We start from the raw sequence: 17,523 nt of genomic DNA on the forward strand, positions 1-17,523 counted from the left end.
CACGGTCATCCTGCGGCTGTCACAATCTTCGCCATCAATGAGCCCAAAAACTCAATTGGCTCACGGGCTCTACGGACTGTGCCTGCGTTTATCGGGACGACGGCGGTGTTTGTTGCGCGAGATGCGTGTCTCATCCGATCGCGAGCGCGGCCACCGAGAGCAGGGCGAGCATGACGGTCGTGCTCAAGAGCTGCAGCGATGTTTCCGGCTGCGTGCACCAGCGCAGCACCTTGTCGGCGAAGCCGAGCGTCGCATCGTAGAACACGGCGGCATAGGCCTGCTTGAGCAGGCGCTGAAAGCGCGGACCGGCCGCCGCGACCATCAGCACGTGGACGATGGTCGCCGATATCACGAAGCCCAGGATGCCGGGCCGCAGCGCGGTGCTGTGCGCGAGCTTCAGGATCAGCGCGGCCCCGGCATAGGTCGGAATGGCCTGGAACAGCGCGGTCAGCGCCATGCCTTCGAGCAGGTTGAGAGACGCCGGCTTCGGCGTCGATATGCTGGGGGAGGATACGGCGAGCATGACACGGGCATCCGGTTGCGGCGGTCCTCGGCGAGGACCAGACCGCATCCGTGTAGCTGGCGGCTACCGTGGTGACCGTGAGCCCCATCACGCCGGGCCGCGTCGCGGCCGGCTGACATGAGGTCGCGTCAAGAGCAGGCGACGCCGGGTTCGACTACATCCGGCCCTGGCCGTTCACCTGGGTCTGCTGCTCCCGACGATCCTCCTGCTTGGCGCGGTGACGTCCATAGAGACAGCCCGCGGCGGCGCCGAGCACGCCGTGGTGACCGGCATAATGACCGGCCACGCCACCGACGATGGCGCCCTTGATGCAGCCCTTGGCCTCGGCGGCCTGCGTGGAAAGCAGCGTGAGCGCTGCGACGGAAACGGCGATCATGATCTTCATGATGAGACTCCGAAATGGATGTTGCCGAGTAACGTCGGCGCGGCGGTGCGGTTCCCGCGTCCCACCTACGCGAACCTCATGGCCCGAAGCGGTGACCTCCGACTCAAAACTCACGGCTCGGACATCATCGCGACGCGATCCGCCGCCAAGATTCCATTCACCCTGCCGATGTATTGTACCGGCCGGGACTCCCACAGGTGATTGACGGCCGTGCACCGACCTCTCCAACAAGGTCAGAGCCGATGCGGGCCCTCCAGTCAGTGGAGACAGGATGATCGAGCACATCAACAAGCAGCGGGTGCGCAAGCTGCTCGAGGCCCATGCCGCCGGCGATTTCGACGCCGTGCTGGCCAGCTGCAGCGACGACGTCGAGCACTTCGCCTCGGCGCCGATCGACATCTTCCCGCATCTCGGCCGCCGCACCGGCAAGGCGGAGGTGCGGCAGATGTGGGAAACCACGCGAAATCGCTATGCCGACGTCAGGCACGAGATCAAGGCGATGATCTGCGAGGGGGATCAGGTCGCCGCCGACCTCCGCGTCTTCCTGCGCAAGCGCGACAATGACCGCATCGTGCAATATGACCTCGCAGCCTTCTATACCCTGCGCGACGGCCGCATCTGCCGGATCAGGGAAATCATGGACACGTTCGACCTGGTGCAGCAGGTGCTCGAATGCGACCTCGGCCGGCTGCTGATCGCCGACTCTCCCCGCTGACACAGCAAGCGTTGCCCGCCAGGGGCTGATCACGGAAACGTCACCGAATTCCGCCGCAATGCTTTGAACCTCGCTTCGACGCCCCGAACCCATTTGCGGGCGGCATGCGGGGCATTGGCGAGATGAAGATTGCATTCCTGGCGATGGCAGGGCTGGTGATGGGGGTCGTCGGCGGCGCCACGATCGGGATCGGAATCGGCCTCGCCTGGATCGAGCTGTGCAACACCAGCGAATTCGAGGGCTATGCGGGCATGCTCGTGTTCTTCACCTTCATGCCGCTGGGCGCCCTGGTCGGCGGCCTCGCCGGCGCCACCCTGTTCGGCATGGCGGCATTTCGCGAGCACGAGGTCGCCGTCGCCCGGCAGCGCGTGCTGAGAGAGGTGCGCTGAGATTGCAACCCCGCGGCCAGCGGCCGAGATTCGGCATCGGTGGCGTGGCCTGAAGGCTGGTGCGTCATCTTGCGAGCCAGATCAGGGATCACCGGACATGACCGAGCACAGCCTCTGGCGTCTGTCGCGTGCCTTGCGGCGCGCGATCAACGACCACCATTTCGACGCGCTCGCCGAGCTGCTCGACGACGACGTGGACTGGGCCATCTACGGCCCGATCGACATGTTCCCGTTTCTCGGCGCGCGCCACGGCAAAGCCGCGGTGCTCGAAGCCATCCGGCAGATCGGGAATGCCGTGCATATCCGCAGGCTGGAGCGCGAAACGCTGATGCTGGACGAGAGCGGCGCCGCCACGATGGTCCGCTGCGCGATGACGGCGCAGGATTCCGACAAGCCGATCACCGCCCGGCTGGCGCAGTTCATGCAGTTCCGCGGCGGCAAGCTGGCGCGGTTGCGCATCCTGATCGACACGTTCGATCTGGTGGAGCAGACGCTGGGCCGTCCGATCCACCTGCCGCGGATCGGCAATTTCGCATGATGGCCGGATGATGCCCGCCGGCGCACGGGGCTGTGGGTCGGATCGCGACAAGCCAACACATCGTGATTGGCGCGGTCATAATTTCGCGCCAAGATTCGACCATATTTCGACCGGCAAGTTCGGGCGGCGGGGGTTGCTCTCATGACATCGTATGGTTGCGTGCTGGCGGTTTTCACGGCCGGCCTTGGTTGCCTTGTCTCCGCGGCGCAAGCCCAGACGTTGATGCAGGCGCCGCAGCCGACGCAATCGACCCCGTGGCAACAGATCGCGCCACAGGACGGCGATGAGGATGAGGCGGGGGCGCAGGCATCCGCGGCCGATCCGATGAAGGGCATCGATGTCGACAAGCTCGACTGGAGCCAGCTTGCGATCGACGAGACGACCTTTCTCGATCGCCCCGAAGCGGCGGCGGCGAAGCGCAGGGCAGCCGCCGAGAAGGCGGCGCTCGACTGGTCCAACCAGAACAAGGGCAGCGCCGCGTCCGGGGTCTCGGTCAAGCAGTCGGTGTCGCCGTTCTGGGACGCGCGCGTCGGCGCCGACATGACCGTCACGCGCCAGCCGACGACGATGTCCGAACTGCTGGCGGAGAAGGCCGAGAACGGCGGCAGCACGCCGCAATCCGGCGGCTCGGCCTGGGCCGCGGTCACGGCGCCCGGCGCCGGCACGATCTGGGACACGACCGCGATCGAGGCTCGCGTCGATCCCGGCTCGGACCAGGGCCGCCTCGGCACCACCATCACCAAGGCCGTGCCGCTCGATCATTACAATCTGACTTTACAGAACGGCTACAACGTCACGCAGCAGGGAATGGTGCCGATCCCCGGCGGGACGACGCGCACCAGCCGCAGCTTCGACACCGAGCAATCGGCGAAGCTTTCGGTCAAGGATACGGGCACGAGCGTCACCGCAGGTCAGACGATGTCGTCGAGCGAGGAGAAATGGCTGCGCAAGGTCGGTGCCGAGCAGAAGCTGTATGATGGTCTCAGCGTGTCCGGCGCGATCGGCGAAACCGCGCAAGGCGGCACCAGCAAGAGCATCTCGGCCGGCTTCAAACGCAGCTGGTGAGGCTTAACGATTGCGGCGGCCCGCCACGAATGATCGAACGGTCGCCGCAGCTTCGCCGCGTTGCGGCCCAATTTCGCCGCACTGATAGGCTTTGAGAATTTCGTCGTGCGGGGACACCGCGCTCATATGAACGCGAAATGAGGAATGAGCCGATGAATGCTATTCGTCCGGACAAGATCGAAGGAACTGAAACCGAGCTGGATCCAGATCTCGCCGCAGTCTCCGAGGTCGAAGCCGGCATTCGTGATTTCGTCCGCAATGACATCGCCTATCTGCGCCGCCCCAATGCGGCCGCCACCGCCGAGGCCGTCATCGATGCCGATGCAGCCGTGAACAGCGTCACCACGCTGATCCAGCGCGTCGCCGGCACCTCGTTGTCGGAGATCGAGAACCTGATCGGCGAGCTCGAGAACCTGCGCGAGTTGCTGCATGCCGAGGGTCAGCGCGTGCAGCGCGAGATCGCGAGCTATGCCCAGCTGAGCCAGGCTGCGATGAAGTCGACCCGGGCGATCGCCGAGAACGTCACCCAGTGGAAGCGCGCCGCCGACGGGCTGCGCAACAACTGACCTGGTTGCCGGATGCATTCCGAAGCCGTCGCGCGATGACATCGCGCGGCGGTTTCGCCTTTGCATCGCTACATTTTTGAACGCGTTGCGGCGTCCCCGCGACCAACACGTGCCCGTTTTACTTACGGGTCCGTTGCGTCAGGGGCTGTCATTTTGATGGAAACGATTAGACCTGAGAACACCGATCCGATTCCGCTCAGGCAGGAGCCTCAGCGGGTGGGGACCATCATGGTCCGCTTCTTGGGATTGCTGGTGATTGCCATCGCGGTCATGGTGCTCATCTGGAGCCGCTAGACCCGCTCGAGCAGCGCCCGCGCTGCCCGCCTTCGTTAACGAACAGTTAAACCGTCACTCGCTGATGGAAGCAGAGCTCTCAAGCGAATACGAGCCGTCGGCGTAACCCTTCACGACCATTCCGGTCGCGAGCATCACCGCAAGCGTCACACTGGCAAAGATAAAGCCGAGGAGTTTCAGACCACTGCGATCTGCCATACTCATCCCCCACATCCTGATCCCTGATGGGCTGTCTTATAGAGTCCGGGTTCAAAATGCGTTAGCGGGAAGTTCGTTCCGCAAAGACAATCCTACGCAGCGTGACCTTTTCGCCTCAACCATTGTTCCGTCGTGGCACAAAGGCCGACGCAAGCACCGAGAACACCAGTTCGCCGCGCTGATTGACGCCGGTATTGCGCGCCTGCAGCAGGCCCCATTGCGGTCGCGACGCCGATGCGCGCAGCGAATCAATTTCGCTGGAGAAGGTAATTGTATCGCCGGCGAGCACCGGCTTCAGCCAGCGCAGCTCCCGGAAGCCCGGCGACGGCCCACCGAGCGCGACCGGCTCTCCGCGCGAGCGCGCGATCTCTGCGAGCCGTTGATTGTCGGCGACGATCAGCTTCATGCAGACCGAACCGACGTGCCAACCCGAAGCAGCGAGCCCGCCGAACAACGAGTTGCGGCCTTCCTTCTCGTCGAGATGAAAGCGCTGCGGATCAAACTGCCGGGCGAAGCGTTTGATCTCGTCGGCCGTGAATGTGTGGGAGCCGAGTTCGCGGCGCTGGCCGACCTGAAGATCCTCGAAGAACCGCATCAGCTCACCTGCCCGCCGGCGCGCCGCTCGACGATGATCGGGGACACCATCTCGCAAAGCCGATCGCCGGCCTTGTTGCGCACGCTGCATTTGAAGGTCACGATTCCGGTCGACGGCCGAGTGCGTGATTCGCGCGCTTCGACGACTTCGACATCGAGCATGAGCTCATCATCGGGGCGCAGCGGCGACAGCCAGCGCACCTCGTTGACCCCCGGTGAGCCAAGCGAGGCGGTGCGGCCGATGAAGCCGTCGAACATCATGCGCATCATCAGCGAGCAGAGATGCCAGCCAGATCCGGAGAGGCCCTTGAGCATCGACTGCAAGGCAGCCTGCTCGTCCAGATGCATCGGCTGCGGATCGAACTCGGATGCGAAGGCAATGATCTCGTCGCGGGTGACGTGGCGCGGGCCGAAGCTGCCGAAATGGCCTTGCGGAAAATCTTCGAAGCTGAGGGTCATGAACACCGGGAATGGCTGTAGAAGCCCGATTGTGGCCGCACTTTGCGGCAATCACAACTGGGGCCCTCGCATGGCTGCCCGTTGCGGTCGCTGATCTCATTCTGACGGCTGCAGAAGCCGAGAACGAGGTCGGCGGGCCTGTTCGTCATCTGGCGTAAGATCAGAGCACCACTTAAAGACGATTTGCCTGCGATTCGGAATTTGCTGGGGGATCAGGATGTTGGAATTTCGCGATTTGTTCCAATGGGACCGTTTCATCACGCCCACCATCATCAAGACGTTCTATTGGCTCGTGGTCGCGCTCATCATTCTCTCGGGAATCCGCGGGATCTTCCAGGGCCTGTCGGAAATGGCGATCAGCCCGTTCGGCGGTTTCCTGATGCTGCTGTCCTCGCTCGCCGGCATCATCGTCGGCATGGTGTTCTCGCGCATCATCGCCGAGTTCGTGCTGATCGTCTTCCGCATCAACGAGCACCTCGGCGCGATCCGCGAGCAGGGGCGGATGTAGTCCGCCCCCGCATCGCGTCAGTTGTTGAAGCGGAAGTGCATCACGTCGCCGTCGGCGACGACATACTCCTTGCCCTCGAGCCGCAGCTTGCCGCCCTCCCGCGCCCCGGCCTCGCCGCCGAGTGCGACGTAGTCGGCATAAGCGATGGTCTCGGCGCGGATGAAGCCTTTTTCGAAATCGGTGTGAATGACACCTGCAGCCGCCGGAGCCTTGGTGCCGCGATGGATGGTCCAGGCACGGGCTTCCTTCGGACCGACGGTAAAATAGGTGATCAGGTCGAGCAGCTGATAGCCGGCGCGGATCAGCCGATCGAGGCCGGCCTCTTCGAGACCGAGCGTCTCAAGGAAATCCACGCGCTCCTCACGCGACAAGGTCGCGATCTCCGATTCGATCTTGGCGGAGATCACGACGGCGATCGCGCCCTCTTCCTTGGCGCGGGCAAACACCGCCTGCGAAAAGCTGTTGCCGTCCTTCGCCGAGCCTTCCTCGACGTTGCAGACGTACAGCACCGGCTTCGAGCTCAGCAGGCCGAGCATGCCGAAGGCGCGCTCCTCCTCCGGCTTACGCTCCAAGAGCCGCGCCGGCTTGCCCTCGCGCAGCAGCACCAGCGCGCGGCTGACGAGATCGTGCTGCTCCTTGGCGTCCTTGTCGCCGCCCTTGGCCTTCTTGGCGAGGTTGTCGACACGCTTCTCGAGGCTGTCGAGATCGGCCAGCATCAGCTCGGTCTCGATGGTCTCGATGTCGGCGAGCGGGGCGATCTTGCCCTCGACATGGGTGATGTCGGAATCCTCGAAGCAGCGCACGACATGCGCGATCGCGTCGACCTCGCGGATATTGGCGAGGAACTGGTTGCCGAGCCCCTCCCCCTTAGAGGCGCCGCGCACGAGGCCGGCGATGTCGACGAAGGTCAGCCGCGTCGGGATGATCTGGCCGGACTTGGCGATCGCCGCCAGCTTATCCAGCCGCGGATCGGGCACGGCGACCTCACCGACATTCGGCTCGATCGTGCAGAACGGATAGTTCGCCGCCTGTGCCGCGGCCGTCTCCGTCAGCGCATTGAACAGCGTCGATTTGCCGACGTTCGGCAGCCCGACGATCCCGCATTTGAATCCCATGACCCGTCTCGCATCCTCTCAAGGCAACAACCGCGCGCGCCTCACGCGGCGCCGGCGTCGCCCTTGTCCAGAAAACCCTTGGCCTGCAGCGCCAGATGCACCTTGTTGGCGAAGGTGGCGTCGCGCTTGCCGGTCAACAAACCGGCATTGTCGGCCACCGCCTCGCACAGCGCCTCGACCCAGGGCATATCGGATTTGGCGAAGTCCGACAGCACGTGGCCGTGCACCAGCTCCTTGACGCCGGGATGGCCGATGCCGAGCCGGACGCGGCGGTAGTCGTTGCCGAGATGCGCGGAGATCGAGCGCAGCCCGTTATGCCCGGCGATGCCGCCGCCAACCTTCACGCGCAGCTTGCCCGGAGGCAATTCGAGTTCGTCCTGAAACACCGTGACGTCGCCGACACCGAGTTTGAAGAAGCTGGCTGCTTCCTGCACGGCTCGGCCCGACTCGTTCATGAAGGTCGTGGGCTTCAGCAGGATGACGCGCTCATTGTCCAGCGTGCCTTCCGAGGTTTCGCCCTGAAACCTGCGGCGCCAGGGCGCAAAGCGGTGCCGCCGCGAAATCTCGTCCACGGCCATGAAGCCGATATTGTGCCGGTTGCGCGCGTATTTCGCGCCGGGATTGCCGAGACCGACGAACAGCAGCATGGCGCGGCACCGGGACCTGCCGTCGCTCCGGGACGCGCGAGACCAGCCCGCGCGCCCCGACAGCGGATCGGCTTACTTCTTCTTCTCGGGGGCCTTGGCCGCGGCAGCAGGAGCCTTCGCGGCGGCGGCAGGCGCCTTGGCACCGGCAGCCGGAGCGGCAGCAGCAGCGGGAGCCGCGGCGGCGCCAGCGGCGGCCTTCTGCTCCTCGCCATAGCCCGACGGCGGGACGATGGTGACGAGGGTGGCGTCATCGCGCGACAGCGTCTTCACGCCGGTCGGCAGCTTGACGTCGGAGATGTGCAGCGAGTGGTTGATTTCCAGCGCGCTGACGTCGGCCTCGATGAACTGCGGAATGTTCTCCGCGAGGCACTCGAGGTCGAGCGTATGGGTCACGATGTTGACCGTGCCGCCGCGCTTGACGCCCGGCGCGCCTTCCGAACCCACCACGTGCAGCGGCACGCTGACGCGGATGGTCGCGCCCTGGCCGAGCCGCATGAAGTCGACATGGATCGGGAAGTCCTTGACCGGATCGAGATGGAAGTCGCGCGGGATCACGCGATGCTTCTTGCCGTCGAGGCTGACGTCGAAGATCGTGGTCAGAAACCGGCCCGCCAGGATGCGCTGGCGCAGTTCGCGGTCGTCCACCGAGATCGGCAGCGGGGGCTGGTTGTCTCCATAAATCACTCCGGGCACTCTCCCGGCGCGACGCTCTGCCCGTGCGGCCCCCTTGCCGACTGACGGACGGGCGGTCGCCTTCAGTTCTCTGACGGTCGCCATCGTGTTAAGTCCTTGTTTTAAAAAGTTAAAGGCCGCAATGCGGCCCGTTGCTGGACGTCCTTCGGCAAGCCTCCAGGGGTGCGGGGGCCGCGGACGTGGCGGCGTTCTAGCGGCAAACCCGGGAAATGACAAGGAAATGAAGGGACCGACGGCCCCTTCATCCCACCAACTCTCCGAAGGTATTTCGCGCGCGGGGTCAGCCGTCCGCGGTGCCGGTCCCCGGCTGACCGCCGGCGGCGCCGCCGAGCTTGGCCTCGAGCGCGGCGATCCGTGCCTTCAGCGCCTCGTTCTCCTCGCGGGCGAGCCGGGCCATGTCCTTGACCGCCTCGAACTCCTCGCGCTTCACGATGTCGAGGTCGTTCAGGATCTTTTCGGCCTGGTTGCGGATGACCGAATCGACCTCCCGCTTCATGCCCTGGGCGGCGCCGGCAGCGTCGTTCATCAGGCGGCCGATCTCGTCGAAAAACCGGTTGTTGGTCTGGGTCATGCTCAAACTCCGCTGGCGCGACGCGCTCGATCACACAATGGCGATCCGGCCCGCCGGCTTCAAGATGCGCTCGTCTTGTCACGCGGCGGTTTCCTTGTCATCGTACTTGTGAGGCAGCCGCGCTGTGCGGCATAAGCGGCCCAGATCGACGGCGCGCCGCAGCTGTTCATGTGGCGGGGCCCGTTCGAAGCCCGCATCGCCCGCGTGAGTCCCGAGCCGGAACGCCGTGCCCACGAAAGCCCTGAATGACGCCCCTCCTCGTCGACTTCCCCGTCTTCGATCCGGTCGCGGTCCAGATCGGCCCGTTCGCCGTCCGCTGGTACGCGCTGGCCTATATCTGCGGCATCGTGCTCGGCTGGCTCTATGCCCGCTCGCTCCTGAAGAAGGAGCGGCTGTGGGGCGGCCCGGCGCCGGTGTCGCTGGTCCAGCTGGACGACTTCATCCTGTGGGTCACGCTCGGCATCATTCTGGGCGGCCGCACCGGTTACGTGCTGTTCTACAACCTCCCGCACTTCATCAAGGACCCGCTGGATATCTTCCAGCTGTGGAACGGCGGCATGTCGTTTCATGGCGGCTTCATGGGCTGCGTAGTCGCCGTGATCTTGTTCGCCCGCCGCAACGGCCTGCCGATCCTCTCACTCGGCGACATCACCACCGCGGTTGCGCCGATCGGCCTGCTGCTCGGCCGCATCGCCAACTTCATCAAACCCGAATTGTGGGGCCGTGAGGCTGATCCGAATCTGCCCTGGGCCATGATCTTTCCGACCGATCCCACCCAGCTGCCGCGTCACCCGAGCCAGCTCTATGAGGCCGGCCTCGAGGGCCTGCTGCTGTTCTGCATCCTGGCTGCCATGGTCCGGTTCGGAGCATTGAAACGACCCGGCTTCATCCTCGGCAGCTTCATCGGCCTGTATGGCACAGCCCGCATCGTCAGCGAGCTGTTCCGCGAGCCGGATCCGCAACTCGGTTTCCTGTGGCGCGGCATGACCATGGGCATGCTGCTGTCGGTGCCGATGCTGATCGTCGGCGCCATCCTGGTCGCCCGGGCGCTGCGCAAGCCTGACATCCATCACGCCACTCCTTCGCTGCAGGCCCATCCGTGATCGAACTGTCTGCGCTGCACACCGAGATCAAGCGGCTGATCAGGGCGTCCGGCCCGATGCCGGTCTGGCGCTACATGGAGCTGTGCCTCACGCACCCCGAGCACGGCTACTACATCGCGCGCGATCCGCTCGGGCGCGAAGGCGACTTCACCACCGCGCCGGAGGTGAGCCAGATGTTCGGCGAACTGCTCGGGCTGTGGGCGGCCTCGATCTGGAAGGCGACCGGTTCGCCGCAGCAGTTCCGGCTGATCGAGCTCGGGCCCGGCCGCGGCACCATGATGTCGGATGCATTGCGCGCGTTGCGCGTGCTGCCGCCGCTGTACCAGACCATTTCGGTGCACCTGGTCGAGATCAATCCGGTTCTGCGCGAAAAGCAGAAACAGACGCTGACCGGCCTGCGCAACGTGACCTGGCACGACAGCTTCGACGAGGTGCCGGAAGGGCCGAGCGTCATCTTCGCCAACGAGTATTTCGACGTGCTGCCGGTGCACCAGATGCTGAGGCGGGAGACCGGCTGGCACGAGCGCGTGGTCGAGCTCGACGAGGAGGAGAACTTCGTCTACGCCGCGGCGCCGGATCCGACCCCCGGCTTCGAGCATCTGCTGCCGCCGCTGGTGCGCGCCGCCCCCGTCGGCGCGATCTTCGAATGGCGCCCCAACACCGAGATGATGGCGATCGCCAAGCGCATCCGCGAGCAGCGCGGCGCAGCGGTCATCATCGACTATGGTCATGTCCGCAGCGACGTCGGCGACACCTTCCAGGCGATCGCGCGGCACAGCTTCGCCGATCCCCTGAAAACGCCGGGGCTTGCCGACATCACGGCCCATGTCGATTTCGACGCGCTGTCGCGGACGGCCGACGCCGTCGGCGCCCGCGTCCACGGCCCGGTCACACAGGGCGAATTCCTGCGCCGGCTCGGCATCGAGACGCGCGCACTGACCTTGATGCAGAAGGCGGCGCCCGAGGTCTCCGAGGACATTGCAAGCGGGCTGAAGCGCCTGATCGAAGGCGGCCGCAGCGGCATGGGTTCGATGTTCAAGGTGCTCGGCATCTCCGATTCCGAAATTCCCGTGCTCGCCGGAATCAGCGACGAGCATACGAGCGCGACGAGCGGAGGCGCATGATGCTGGTGTCATCGGATGTGATGTCCGCGATTCCGGGTCTGCGCCATGCCTTCTTCACCCGGGAGGGCGGCGTCTCCGATGGCATCTATGCCGGGCTGAACGGCGGGTTGGGATCGAACGACGTGCCGGAGAACGTCCGGGAAAATCGCCGCCGCATGGCGGAGCATCTCGGCGTCGGGCCGGACCAGTTCCTCAGCGTGCATCAGATCCATTCGCCCGATGTCGTGGTTGCGACCGGTCCGTGGGACAGCACCGTCAGGCCGAAGGCGGATGCGCTCGTCACCGCCACCCCCAATCTGGCGATCGGCGTCACCACGGCGGATTGCGGACCAATCCTGTTCGTCGATGCGCAGCGCCGCGTGATCGGCGCCGCCCATGCCGGCTGGAAGGGCGCGCTGACCGGCGTGCTCGAAGCCACGCTGCAGGCGATGGAGCAGCTCGGCGCCGAGCGCGGGCAGATCATCGCCGCCATCGGTCCCCTGATCCGGCAATCGAGCTACGAGGTCGGGCCCGAATTCGTCACCCGCTTCGTCGATGCCGATGCCGAGCATGCGCGCTTCTTCGTGGCGGCCGAACGCCAGGGACACGCGATGTTCGACCTCGGCGGCTTCATCCGGATGCGGCTGGACAAGGCCGGCGTGCTCCTGGTCGACGATCTCGGGCTCGACACTTATGCCGACCAACGCTTCTTCAGTTACCGCCGCTCGGTGCACCGGAAAGAGCCGGACTACGGTCGCCACGTGCATGCGATCATGCTCGAAGGCTGAAGCGGGGCGCCATTGTGGCCACATGGGGATTGCTTAACCGTTTCTCTACAACTGACGACGTTCTGTCCCGATCTGTGGCAGCCGCGACCTAGACGTTAATCGATTTTAACGATATCGCTCCCGACGATGAGGGGAGCGCCGACACCACTTCGACTGATCAGCCGCGCCACGCAGCACGCCTGCGTTGCCGCCGCGCTGATCCTGTCTGCAGCCACGCTCGGCGGATGCGCCGGCAGCGGCAGCGGCGGCCCCGCCAATGCCTATGCCATGGCGCCATCGTCCGACGGCGCGACCATCGCCTTCGAACAGATCGACGGCCCGCCGCCGCAGATCTTCGATCGCATGGTGAGCGTGCTCGACAGCGAATCCAAGCTGCGCAGCCTCGCCATCGTGTCGCGCGAAGCGCCGGCCGCCTACCGCGTCCGCACCTACCTCTCGGCGCAGGTCGTCGGCGGCAAGAGCGTGATCGCCTGGGTGTTCGACGTCTATGACCGCAATCAGCAGCGCGCGCTGCGCCTGTCGGGCGAAGAGCCGATCGGACGCGGCGGCCGCGATCCCTGGAATGCCGTCGACGACATGGTTCTGCGAAAGATCGCGCAAGCGGGATTCAGCGGCCTCTCCAACATGCTGAACGGCACGCCCGCCGGCACCACGCCCCCCGCCGCCCCGGCCACGCGCGGCCCTGCGATTGCAGCCGCCGAGCCTGCATCGCCCAAATCTGCATCTGACATGTCCGACGGCAGCAGCGTCGCCGCCCTCGGCTACACCGACCATTAGGCAAAGCGGCGCATTTTGCGCCGTTTTTTGACCGGGAAAACAGCTGCGGCGGGTTGCCAGCCGCTTGGTGTCCTTGATATCACCTCGCCCGTACAAAACCGCCGGTTCCACGGATAGTCCGATATGCTGAACAAGGTCTCCAGCGACCCGCGAGGAGAATTCACGATGTCGGCCAAGAACGGCTCCATCAAACTCGTCGCCGGCAACTCCAACCCGGCTCTTGCCGCAGGTATCGCCGCCGAGCTCGGCCTGCCGCTGACCAAGGCCGTCGTCCGGCGCTTCGCCGACATGGAGATCTTCGTCGAGATCCAGGAGAACGTGCGCGGCTCCGACGTCTTCATCATCCAGTCGACGTCCTATCCGGCGAACGACCTCCTGATGGAGCTGCTGATCATCACCGACGCGCTGCGCCGCTCCTCGGCCCGCCGCATCACCGCCGTGGTTCCGTATTTCGGCTACGCCCGGCAGGATCGCAAGTCCGGCTCGCGCACGCCGATCTCGGCCAAGCTGGTCGCCAATCTGATCACCCATGCCGGCGTCGACCGCGTCATGACGCTCGACCTGCATGCCGGCCAGATCCAGGGCTTCTTCGACATCCCGACCGACAACCTGTTTGCCTCGCCGCTGATGGTGCGCGACATCAAGGAGCGGTTCGATCTCTCCAACGTCATGGTGGTGTCGCCCGACGTCGGCGGCGTGGCGCGCGCGCGCGGCCTCGCCAAGCGCATCAACACGCCTCTCGCCATCGTCGACAAGCGCCGCGAGCGTCCCGGCGAGTCCGAGGTCATGAACGTGATCGGCGAGGTCTCGGGCCACACCTGCATCCTGATCGACGACATCGTCGATTCCGGCGGCACGCTGGTCAACGCCGCCGATGCGCTGCTCAAATACGGCGCCAAGGACGTCTACGCCTACATCACCCATGGCGTGCTCTCCGGCGGCGCCGCAGCCCGCATCAGCTCGTCGCGGCTGAAGGAGCTCGTCATCACCGACTCCATCATGCCGACGGAAGCCGTGCGCAACGCCCCCAACATCCGTGCGCTGCCGATCGCCCCGCTGATCGCGGAAGCCATCGGACGGACGGCCGCGGAAGAGTCGGTGTCGAGCCTGTTCGACTGATTGCGTTGTCGCGCGGACATCACCGCGGTCCCTCTTCTCGCTTTGATATCTCGATCTGACTTTGCCTTCCCCCTCCAGGCAGGGTGACCGCATTGACGATCGGAGTGGTGCGCTCGCGTTCCTCCACGTCGTCATGGCCGGGCTTGTCCCGGCCATCCACGTCGTTCAGCGCACTGAGAACCACGTGGATGCCCGGGACAAGCCCGGGCATGACGGAGTAACTAACTGTCAGGATTGTTCGTCGCGACAGCCCCGTATCTCTATATGCGATAGCCCTCCCTCTCCAGGCGAGGGTCGGCAGCCCGCGCGTCACTTAGCCATCGCCAGCCTTTGTCGCACTAGGCGCGAACGCACCTCCACGCTCTCGCGGCGCGTCTCGCGTCCGAGCTTTGATCAAGCATCCGCCCTCCACATGAAGGGCGCAGGGAGAGCCGGGCGCTGGCCGCGCCCGTGGCCCGCCTGCGGAAAAAAATGCAGGCGGCAGAACCACAGGTCTGGCCGAGAACGCCCGGCCCTCCCTGCGCGATGGTTTTGACGGCTGCTTCGCGTTCTCCTCGGTGCACCGGCTTTTGGCCACCGTTGCCTGCGCGACGCGTGAGCGTCGGCGCAAGCGTGACACCAGCTTCGGGGTGCCAGGACCGCGCGACTTGACCGTGCGTGCCGGATCGTTCGTCGGCGCAAACTGAATCACGCTGCGACCCCACACGCCCACCGCATTCCGCTGCCGACGTCCATGACGACCGCGATACGTCCCCTCCGACGCAACGGAACGAGCGGGACCATAATGCTGATTTGGCGAAAGCAGCAAGCAATTTATTTTTATCCGAAGGGATGGACAGGATCTGCGACGGTTGAGCTGATTTGCCCGGCGGGCATGGATCATTAAAAAATCTGGATCGCACGCGTTGCGGAGATGAACGATGAGATATCCCGACGGGCAAACGATCACGCTGGGAGATCGGGTCCGCCTCGGCATGGATGACGGCGGCCTCGTCGTCGCACACATCGATGCGAACGAATACAGCGCCGACTATCCGCAAGCGGAATGGGCGTATCTCGGGAAAGGTGCTCTCGTCACGTTTCCGACTTACGGATTGATCCACTTTGAGGTGGCAGACCCGGATCTCGAGCTGGTTTCACGCGCGTCGCCGCCAGCTTCGGCGTGACGTCGCGAAAACATCCGCGTGCAATACCGCAAACCCGGACTACATCAATTCCGTTTCATCTCTCCAGCCGCTCGGCACGACCAAACTCCAGGCGCAACAGCCTCTCCATCGCCATGCTCATGTGCGGAACGACGGTGCCGTAGGCGAAGCGGCTGGATGAGCCGAACATGCCGCGCGGATATTCGCCGGCCTGATACACAGCCCTGACATTTGGGCCGAGCCGACCAAGAGCCGCCTCGATCGCGTCCAGTCGGCTCGCCTGCAGTGGGAAGGCTGCAGAGACCAGCGAGGACAGGATGTTCTCGATCATGGCGCCCTCGCGCACGAGGAGCTCACTTACATCCGACACGTTCTGCGAGACATCTTCGGCCGTGTCATCGCGGACCTGGAGAAGCACATGACAGACCATCGACCGCTCGAGCGGCGGCATGGGCGCATTGCCTTGCGCGATCGTATCCAGCGCCTCCTTGGACAAGAAGTCCCCAAAAACGGCGCGGAGGCGTTTTCTCATGAACCAGTTCATGATCGATCATACCGTTGATCGGCCTAGAAAGGTGAATCGAATCCGGCGCTCTCTCGATCGTCATTCCGGGGCGCGCGGAGCGACGAAGTCGCGTGAGCGCGAGCCCGGAATCCATATCCACGATCGCTCGCGGTGAATCGAGATATCTGAACGCCGCGAGTGTCATCTCCAAAATGACTGCCTGTGGTTATGGATTCCGGGCTCATTCGCGTTCACGCAATGGCTTTGCCATTTCGCGAACGCGAATGCCCCGGAATGACGCGCGGATGGATCGAAGGGCCAACGGGACACTGGATCCGGCCGGCATCCCGTCATCACCTCGCCTTGCACAGCTCGCCTCATTCGGCCACAACATCCCCAACCCAATGACAACAACAAGAACACCACGAGCCCTGCCCGCCATGTTCAGCGCCATCGAACGCCCCGCGGGCCCGCCGCCCGGCTTGAGCCAGATCGCCGATGATTTCGGTCCACTCTATGCCTCGCACGGCTTCATCGGCTGGCTGTTCGCGATCACCGGGCCGGTCGCCATCATCCTGTCGGTCGGCGCCAATGGCGGGCTGTCGCAGGGCGAGATCGCGTCGTGGATCTTCGGGGTGTTCTTCATCAACGGGCTGATCACGATTCTGCTGTCGTGGCGCTATCGCGAGCCGCTGGTGCTGTTCTGGACCATTCCGGGGACCGTCCTCGTCGGGCAGTCGCTGACGCATCTCGGCTTCGCGCAGGTGGTCGGTGCGTTCTACGGCACGGCACTGCTGATGCTGATCCTGGGGCTGTCCGGCTGGGTGAAGCGCGCGATGCAGCTGGTGCCGATGCCGATCGTCATGGGCATGGTCGCCGGCGTGTTCCTGCGCTTCGGGCTCGATCTGGTTCGCGCCGTGCTCGGCGAATTCGCCATTGCCGGGCCGATGGTCGCCGTGTGGCTGGTGCTGACCGCGCTGCCCGCGCTCGGGCGGCGCTGCCCGCCGATTATCGGCGCGCTGGCGATCGGCACGCTCGCCGCCATCATGTTCGGCAAATATGATCACGGCGCATCGCTGCAGCTCGCGCTGATCACCCCGGTGATCCCGACGCCGTCCTGGTCGCTCGCGGCGCTGATCGAGCTCGTGGTGCCGCTCGCGGTCACCGTGCTGGTGGTGCAGAACGGCCAGGGCTTTGCGGTGCTCACCGCGGCAGGCCACAAGCCGCCGGTCAACCTGGTCACCGTCGCCTGCGGCCTCGGCTCGGCCTTATCAGCGATCGTCGGCGGCGTCTCGACCTGCCTCACCGGGCCGACCAACGCCATCGTCGTCTCCGGCGGCGAGCCGAAGCGCCATTATACCGCAGCGATGGTCGTCGGCCTGCTCGCGCTCGGATTCGGCCTGCTGGCGCCGACCTTCACGACGCTGCTGCTCATCGCTCCGAAATCGCTGATCACGACGCTTGCCGGCGTCGCCATGCTGCGCGTGCTGCAGACGGCGTTCGTCACCGCGTTCAAGACGCGGTTCTCGCTCGGCGCGCTGGTCGCCTTCCTCGTGACCGTCGCCGACGTGCCGCTGCTCAACATTGGCGCCGCATTCTGGGGCCTCGTCGCGGGCTTCGCGATCTCGTGGCTGCTGGAGCGGGCGGATTTTGCGGCAGCGTCCAGCGCCTGAGCAGGTTGCCGCACCGCACCACGCCGTGTCGCCGCATCCCCAGCCGAACG

Annotated in this window: 24 protein-coding genes; 13 read left to right on the plus strand and 11 right to left on the minus strand. The window is 65.1% G+C overall.

Annotated elements, in window-relative coordinates; genetic code table 11:
• Positions 1–130: 130 nt before the first annotated feature.
• On the minus strand, positions 131–523 hold the full coding sequence (locus ACQR07_RS28100) for a hypothetical protein (protein ID WP_434905340.1): 393 nt from the start codon (positions 521–523) through the stop codon (positions 131–133).
• Positions 524–677: 154 nt separating this feature from the next.
• On the minus strand, positions 678–908 hold the full coding sequence (locus ACQR07_RS28105) for a hypothetical protein (RefSeq protein ID WP_434905341.1): 231 nt from the start codon (positions 906–908) through the stop codon (positions 678–680).
• Positions 909–1,179: 271 nt separating this feature from the next.
• On the opposite strand from ACQR07_RS28105, the gene ACQR07_RS28110 reads away from it, so the two are divergent.
• The 5 genes from ACQR07_RS28110 (at position 1,180) to ACQR07_RS28130 (ending at position 4,181) form a co-directional block, all read left to right on the plus strand.
• Positions 1,180–1,623: a nuclear transport factor 2 family protein gene (locus ACQR07_RS28110; protein ID WP_434905342.1), complete on the plus strand. Its 444-nt coding sequence runs from the start codon at positions 1,180–1,182 to the stop codon at positions 1,621–1,623.
• A gap of 122 nt (positions 1,624–1,745) precedes the next feature.
• On the plus strand, positions 1,746–2,012 hold the full coding sequence (locus ACQR07_RS28115; protein WP_434905343.1) for a hypothetical protein: 267 nt from the start codon (positions 1,746–1,748) through the stop codon (positions 2,010–2,012).
• A gap of 97 nt (positions 2,013–2,109) precedes the next feature.
• Complete coding sequence (locus tag ACQR07_RS28120; protein WP_434905344.1) at positions 2,110–2,550, plus strand: nuclear transport factor 2 family protein; 441 nt, start codon at positions 2,110–2,112, stop codon at positions 2,548–2,550.
• A 141-nt stretch (positions 2,551–2,691) separates the two neighbouring features.
• A complete protein-coding gene (locus ACQR07_RS28125) occupies positions 2,692–3,615 on the plus strand; it encodes a hypothetical protein (protein WP_434905345.1) in 924 nt (307 codons plus the stop codon).
• A gap of 152 nt (positions 3,616–3,767) precedes the next feature.
• Positions 3,768–4,181, plus strand: coding sequence for a hypothetical protein (locus ACQR07_RS28130; RefSeq protein WP_434905346.1), 414 nt, complete (start codon positions 3,768–3,770; stop codon positions 4,179–4,181).
• 348 nt (positions 4,182–4,529) lie between these two features.
• Here ACQR07_RS28130 and ACQR07_RS28135 read toward each other — a convergent pair whose 3' ends face one another.
• From ACQR07_RS28135 to ACQR07_RS28145, 3 genes are all read right to left on the minus strand, one after another.
• Positions 4,530–4,679 (minus strand): hypothetical protein, encoded by a 150-nt coding sequence (locus ACQR07_RS28135; protein WP_434869561.1) that lies wholly within the window; start codon positions 4,677–4,679, stop codon positions 4,530–4,532.
• Positions 4,680–4,788: 109 nt separating this feature from the next.
• Positions 4,789–5,268, minus strand: a complete 480-nt coding sequence (locus tag ACQR07_RS28140; RefSeq protein ID WP_434905347.1) for a MaoC family dehydratase — start codon at positions 5,266–5,268, stop codon at positions 4,789–4,791.
• A complete protein-coding gene (locus tag ACQR07_RS28145) occupies positions 5,268–5,726 on the minus strand; it encodes a MaoC family dehydratase (RefSeq protein WP_434905348.1) in 459 nt (152 codons plus the stop codon). The genes ACQR07_RS28140 and ACQR07_RS28145 overlap by 1 nt, the downstream gene beginning before the upstream one ends.
• Before the next feature lie 217 nt (positions 5,727–5,943).
• Here ACQR07_RS28145 and ACQR07_RS28150 point away from each other — a divergent pair, with 217 nt between their 5' ends.
• A complete protein-coding gene (locus tag ACQR07_RS28150; protein ID WP_434869437.1) occupies positions 5,944–6,234 on the plus strand; it encodes a DUF4282 domain-containing protein in 291 nt (96 codons plus the stop codon).
• Between the two features lie 17 nt (positions 6,235–6,251).
• Here the strand turns inward: ACQR07_RS28150 and ychF are convergent, their stop codons facing one another.
• The 4 genes from ychF to ACQR07_RS28170 all read right to left on the minus strand — a co-directional run bounded on the left by ychF (position 6,252) and on the right by ACQR07_RS28170 (position 9,260).
• On the minus strand, positions 6,252–7,349 hold the full coding sequence (gene ychF / locus ACQR07_RS28155; protein ID WP_434905349.1) for a redox-regulated ATPase YchF: 1,098 nt from the start codon (positions 7,347–7,349) through the stop codon (positions 6,252–6,254).
• A 41-nt stretch (positions 7,350–7,390) separates the two neighbouring features.
• Positions 7,391–7,996 carry an aminoacyl-tRNA hydrolase gene (pth, locus tag ACQR07_RS28160; RefSeq protein WP_434905350.1) on the minus strand — a complete coding sequence of 202 codons (606 nt, stop codon included), beginning with the start codon at positions 7,994–7,996 and terminating at the stop codon, positions 7,391–7,393.
• A gap of 72 nt (positions 7,997–8,068) precedes the next feature.
• On the minus strand, positions 8,069–8,773 hold the full coding sequence (locus ACQR07_RS28165) for a 50S ribosomal protein L25/general stress protein Ctc (RefSeq protein WP_434869434.1): 705 nt from the start codon (positions 8,771–8,773) through the stop codon (positions 8,069–8,071).
• A 196-nt stretch (positions 8,774–8,969) separates the two neighbouring features.
• The gene (locus ACQR07_RS28170) at positions 8,970–9,260 is read right to left on the minus strand and encodes an accessory factor UbiK family protein (RefSeq protein ID WP_434905351.1); all 291 of its coding nucleotides are present in this window, start codon (positions 9,258–9,260) and stop codon (positions 8,970–8,972) included.
• 245 nt (positions 9,261–9,505) lie between these two features.
• Here ACQR07_RS28170 and lgt point away from each other — a divergent pair, with 245 nt between their 5' ends.
• From lgt to ACQR07_RS28190, 4 genes are all read left to right on the plus strand, one after another.
• Positions 9,506–10,363: a prolipoprotein diacylglyceryl transferase gene (lgt, locus tag ACQR07_RS28175; protein ID WP_434905352.1), complete on the plus strand. Its 858-nt coding sequence runs from the start codon at positions 9,506–9,508 to the stop codon at positions 10,361–10,363.
• Positions 10,360–11,487: a class I SAM-dependent methyltransferase gene (locus ACQR07_RS28180; RefSeq protein WP_434905353.1), complete on the plus strand. Its 1,128-nt coding sequence runs from the start codon at positions 10,360–10,362 to the stop codon at positions 11,485–11,487. The genes lgt and ACQR07_RS28180 overlap by 4 nt, the downstream gene beginning before the upstream one ends.
• 20 nt (positions 11,488–11,507) lie before the next feature.
• Positions 11,508–12,254 carry a peptidoglycan editing factor PgeF gene (pgeF, locus tag ACQR07_RS28185; RefSeq protein ID WP_434905502.1) on the plus strand — a complete coding sequence of 249 codons (747 nt, stop codon included), beginning with the start codon at positions 11,508–11,510 and terminating at the stop codon, positions 12,252–12,254.
• Positions 12,255–12,380: 126 nt separating this feature from the next.
• Positions 12,381–13,031: a hypothetical protein gene (locus ACQR07_RS28190; RefSeq protein WP_434905354.1), complete on the plus strand. Its 651-nt coding sequence runs from the start codon at positions 12,381–12,383 to the stop codon at positions 13,029–13,031.
• On the opposite strand, the gene ACQR07_RS28195 is transcribed toward ACQR07_RS28190, so the two are convergent.
• Positions 13,028–13,207 carry a hypothetical protein gene (locus ACQR07_RS28195; RefSeq protein WP_434905355.1) on the minus strand — a complete coding sequence of 60 codons (180 nt, stop codon included), beginning with the start codon at positions 13,205–13,207 and terminating at the stop codon, positions 13,028–13,030. The two genes, ACQR07_RS28190 and ACQR07_RS28195, sit on opposite strands and share 4 nt — an antisense overlap.
• Here ACQR07_RS28195 and ACQR07_RS28200 point away from each other — a divergent pair.
• Positions 13,197–14,150 carry a ribose-phosphate pyrophosphokinase gene (locus tag ACQR07_RS28200; RefSeq protein WP_434869429.1) on the plus strand — a complete coding sequence of 318 codons (954 nt, stop codon included), beginning with the start codon at positions 13,197–13,199 and terminating at the stop codon, positions 14,148–14,150. The genes ACQR07_RS28195 and ACQR07_RS28200 overlap by 11 nt on opposite strands.
• 920 nt (positions 14,151–15,070) lie before the next feature.
• A complete protein-coding gene (locus ACQR07_RS28205) occupies positions 15,071–15,316 on the plus strand; it encodes a hypothetical protein (protein ID WP_434905356.1) in 246 nt (81 codons plus the stop codon).
• Positions 15,317–15,371: 55 nt separating this feature from the next.
• On the opposite strand, the gene ACQR07_RS28210 is transcribed toward ACQR07_RS28205, so the two are convergent.
• Complete coding sequence (locus ACQR07_RS28210; protein WP_434905357.1) at positions 15,372–15,839, minus strand: hypothetical protein; 468 nt, start codon at positions 15,837–15,839, stop codon at positions 15,372–15,374.
• Positions 15,840–16,240: 401 nt separating this feature from the next.
• Between ACQR07_RS28210 and ACQR07_RS28215 the strand changes: the two genes are divergently transcribed.
• Positions 16,241–17,473 (plus strand): benzoate/H(+) symporter BenE family transporter, encoded by a 1,233-nt coding sequence (locus ACQR07_RS28215; protein ID WP_434905358.1) that lies wholly within the window; start codon positions 16,241–16,243, stop codon positions 17,471–17,473.
• The last annotated feature ends 50 nt before the right edge of the window (positions 17,474–17,523 follow it).

It is taken from the genome of Bradyrhizobium sp. HKCCYLS20291 (genome assembly GCF_051167715.1).
Taxonomy (GTDB): Bacteria; Pseudomonadota; Alphaproteobacteria; order Rhizobiales; family Xanthobacteraceae; genus Bradyrhizobium.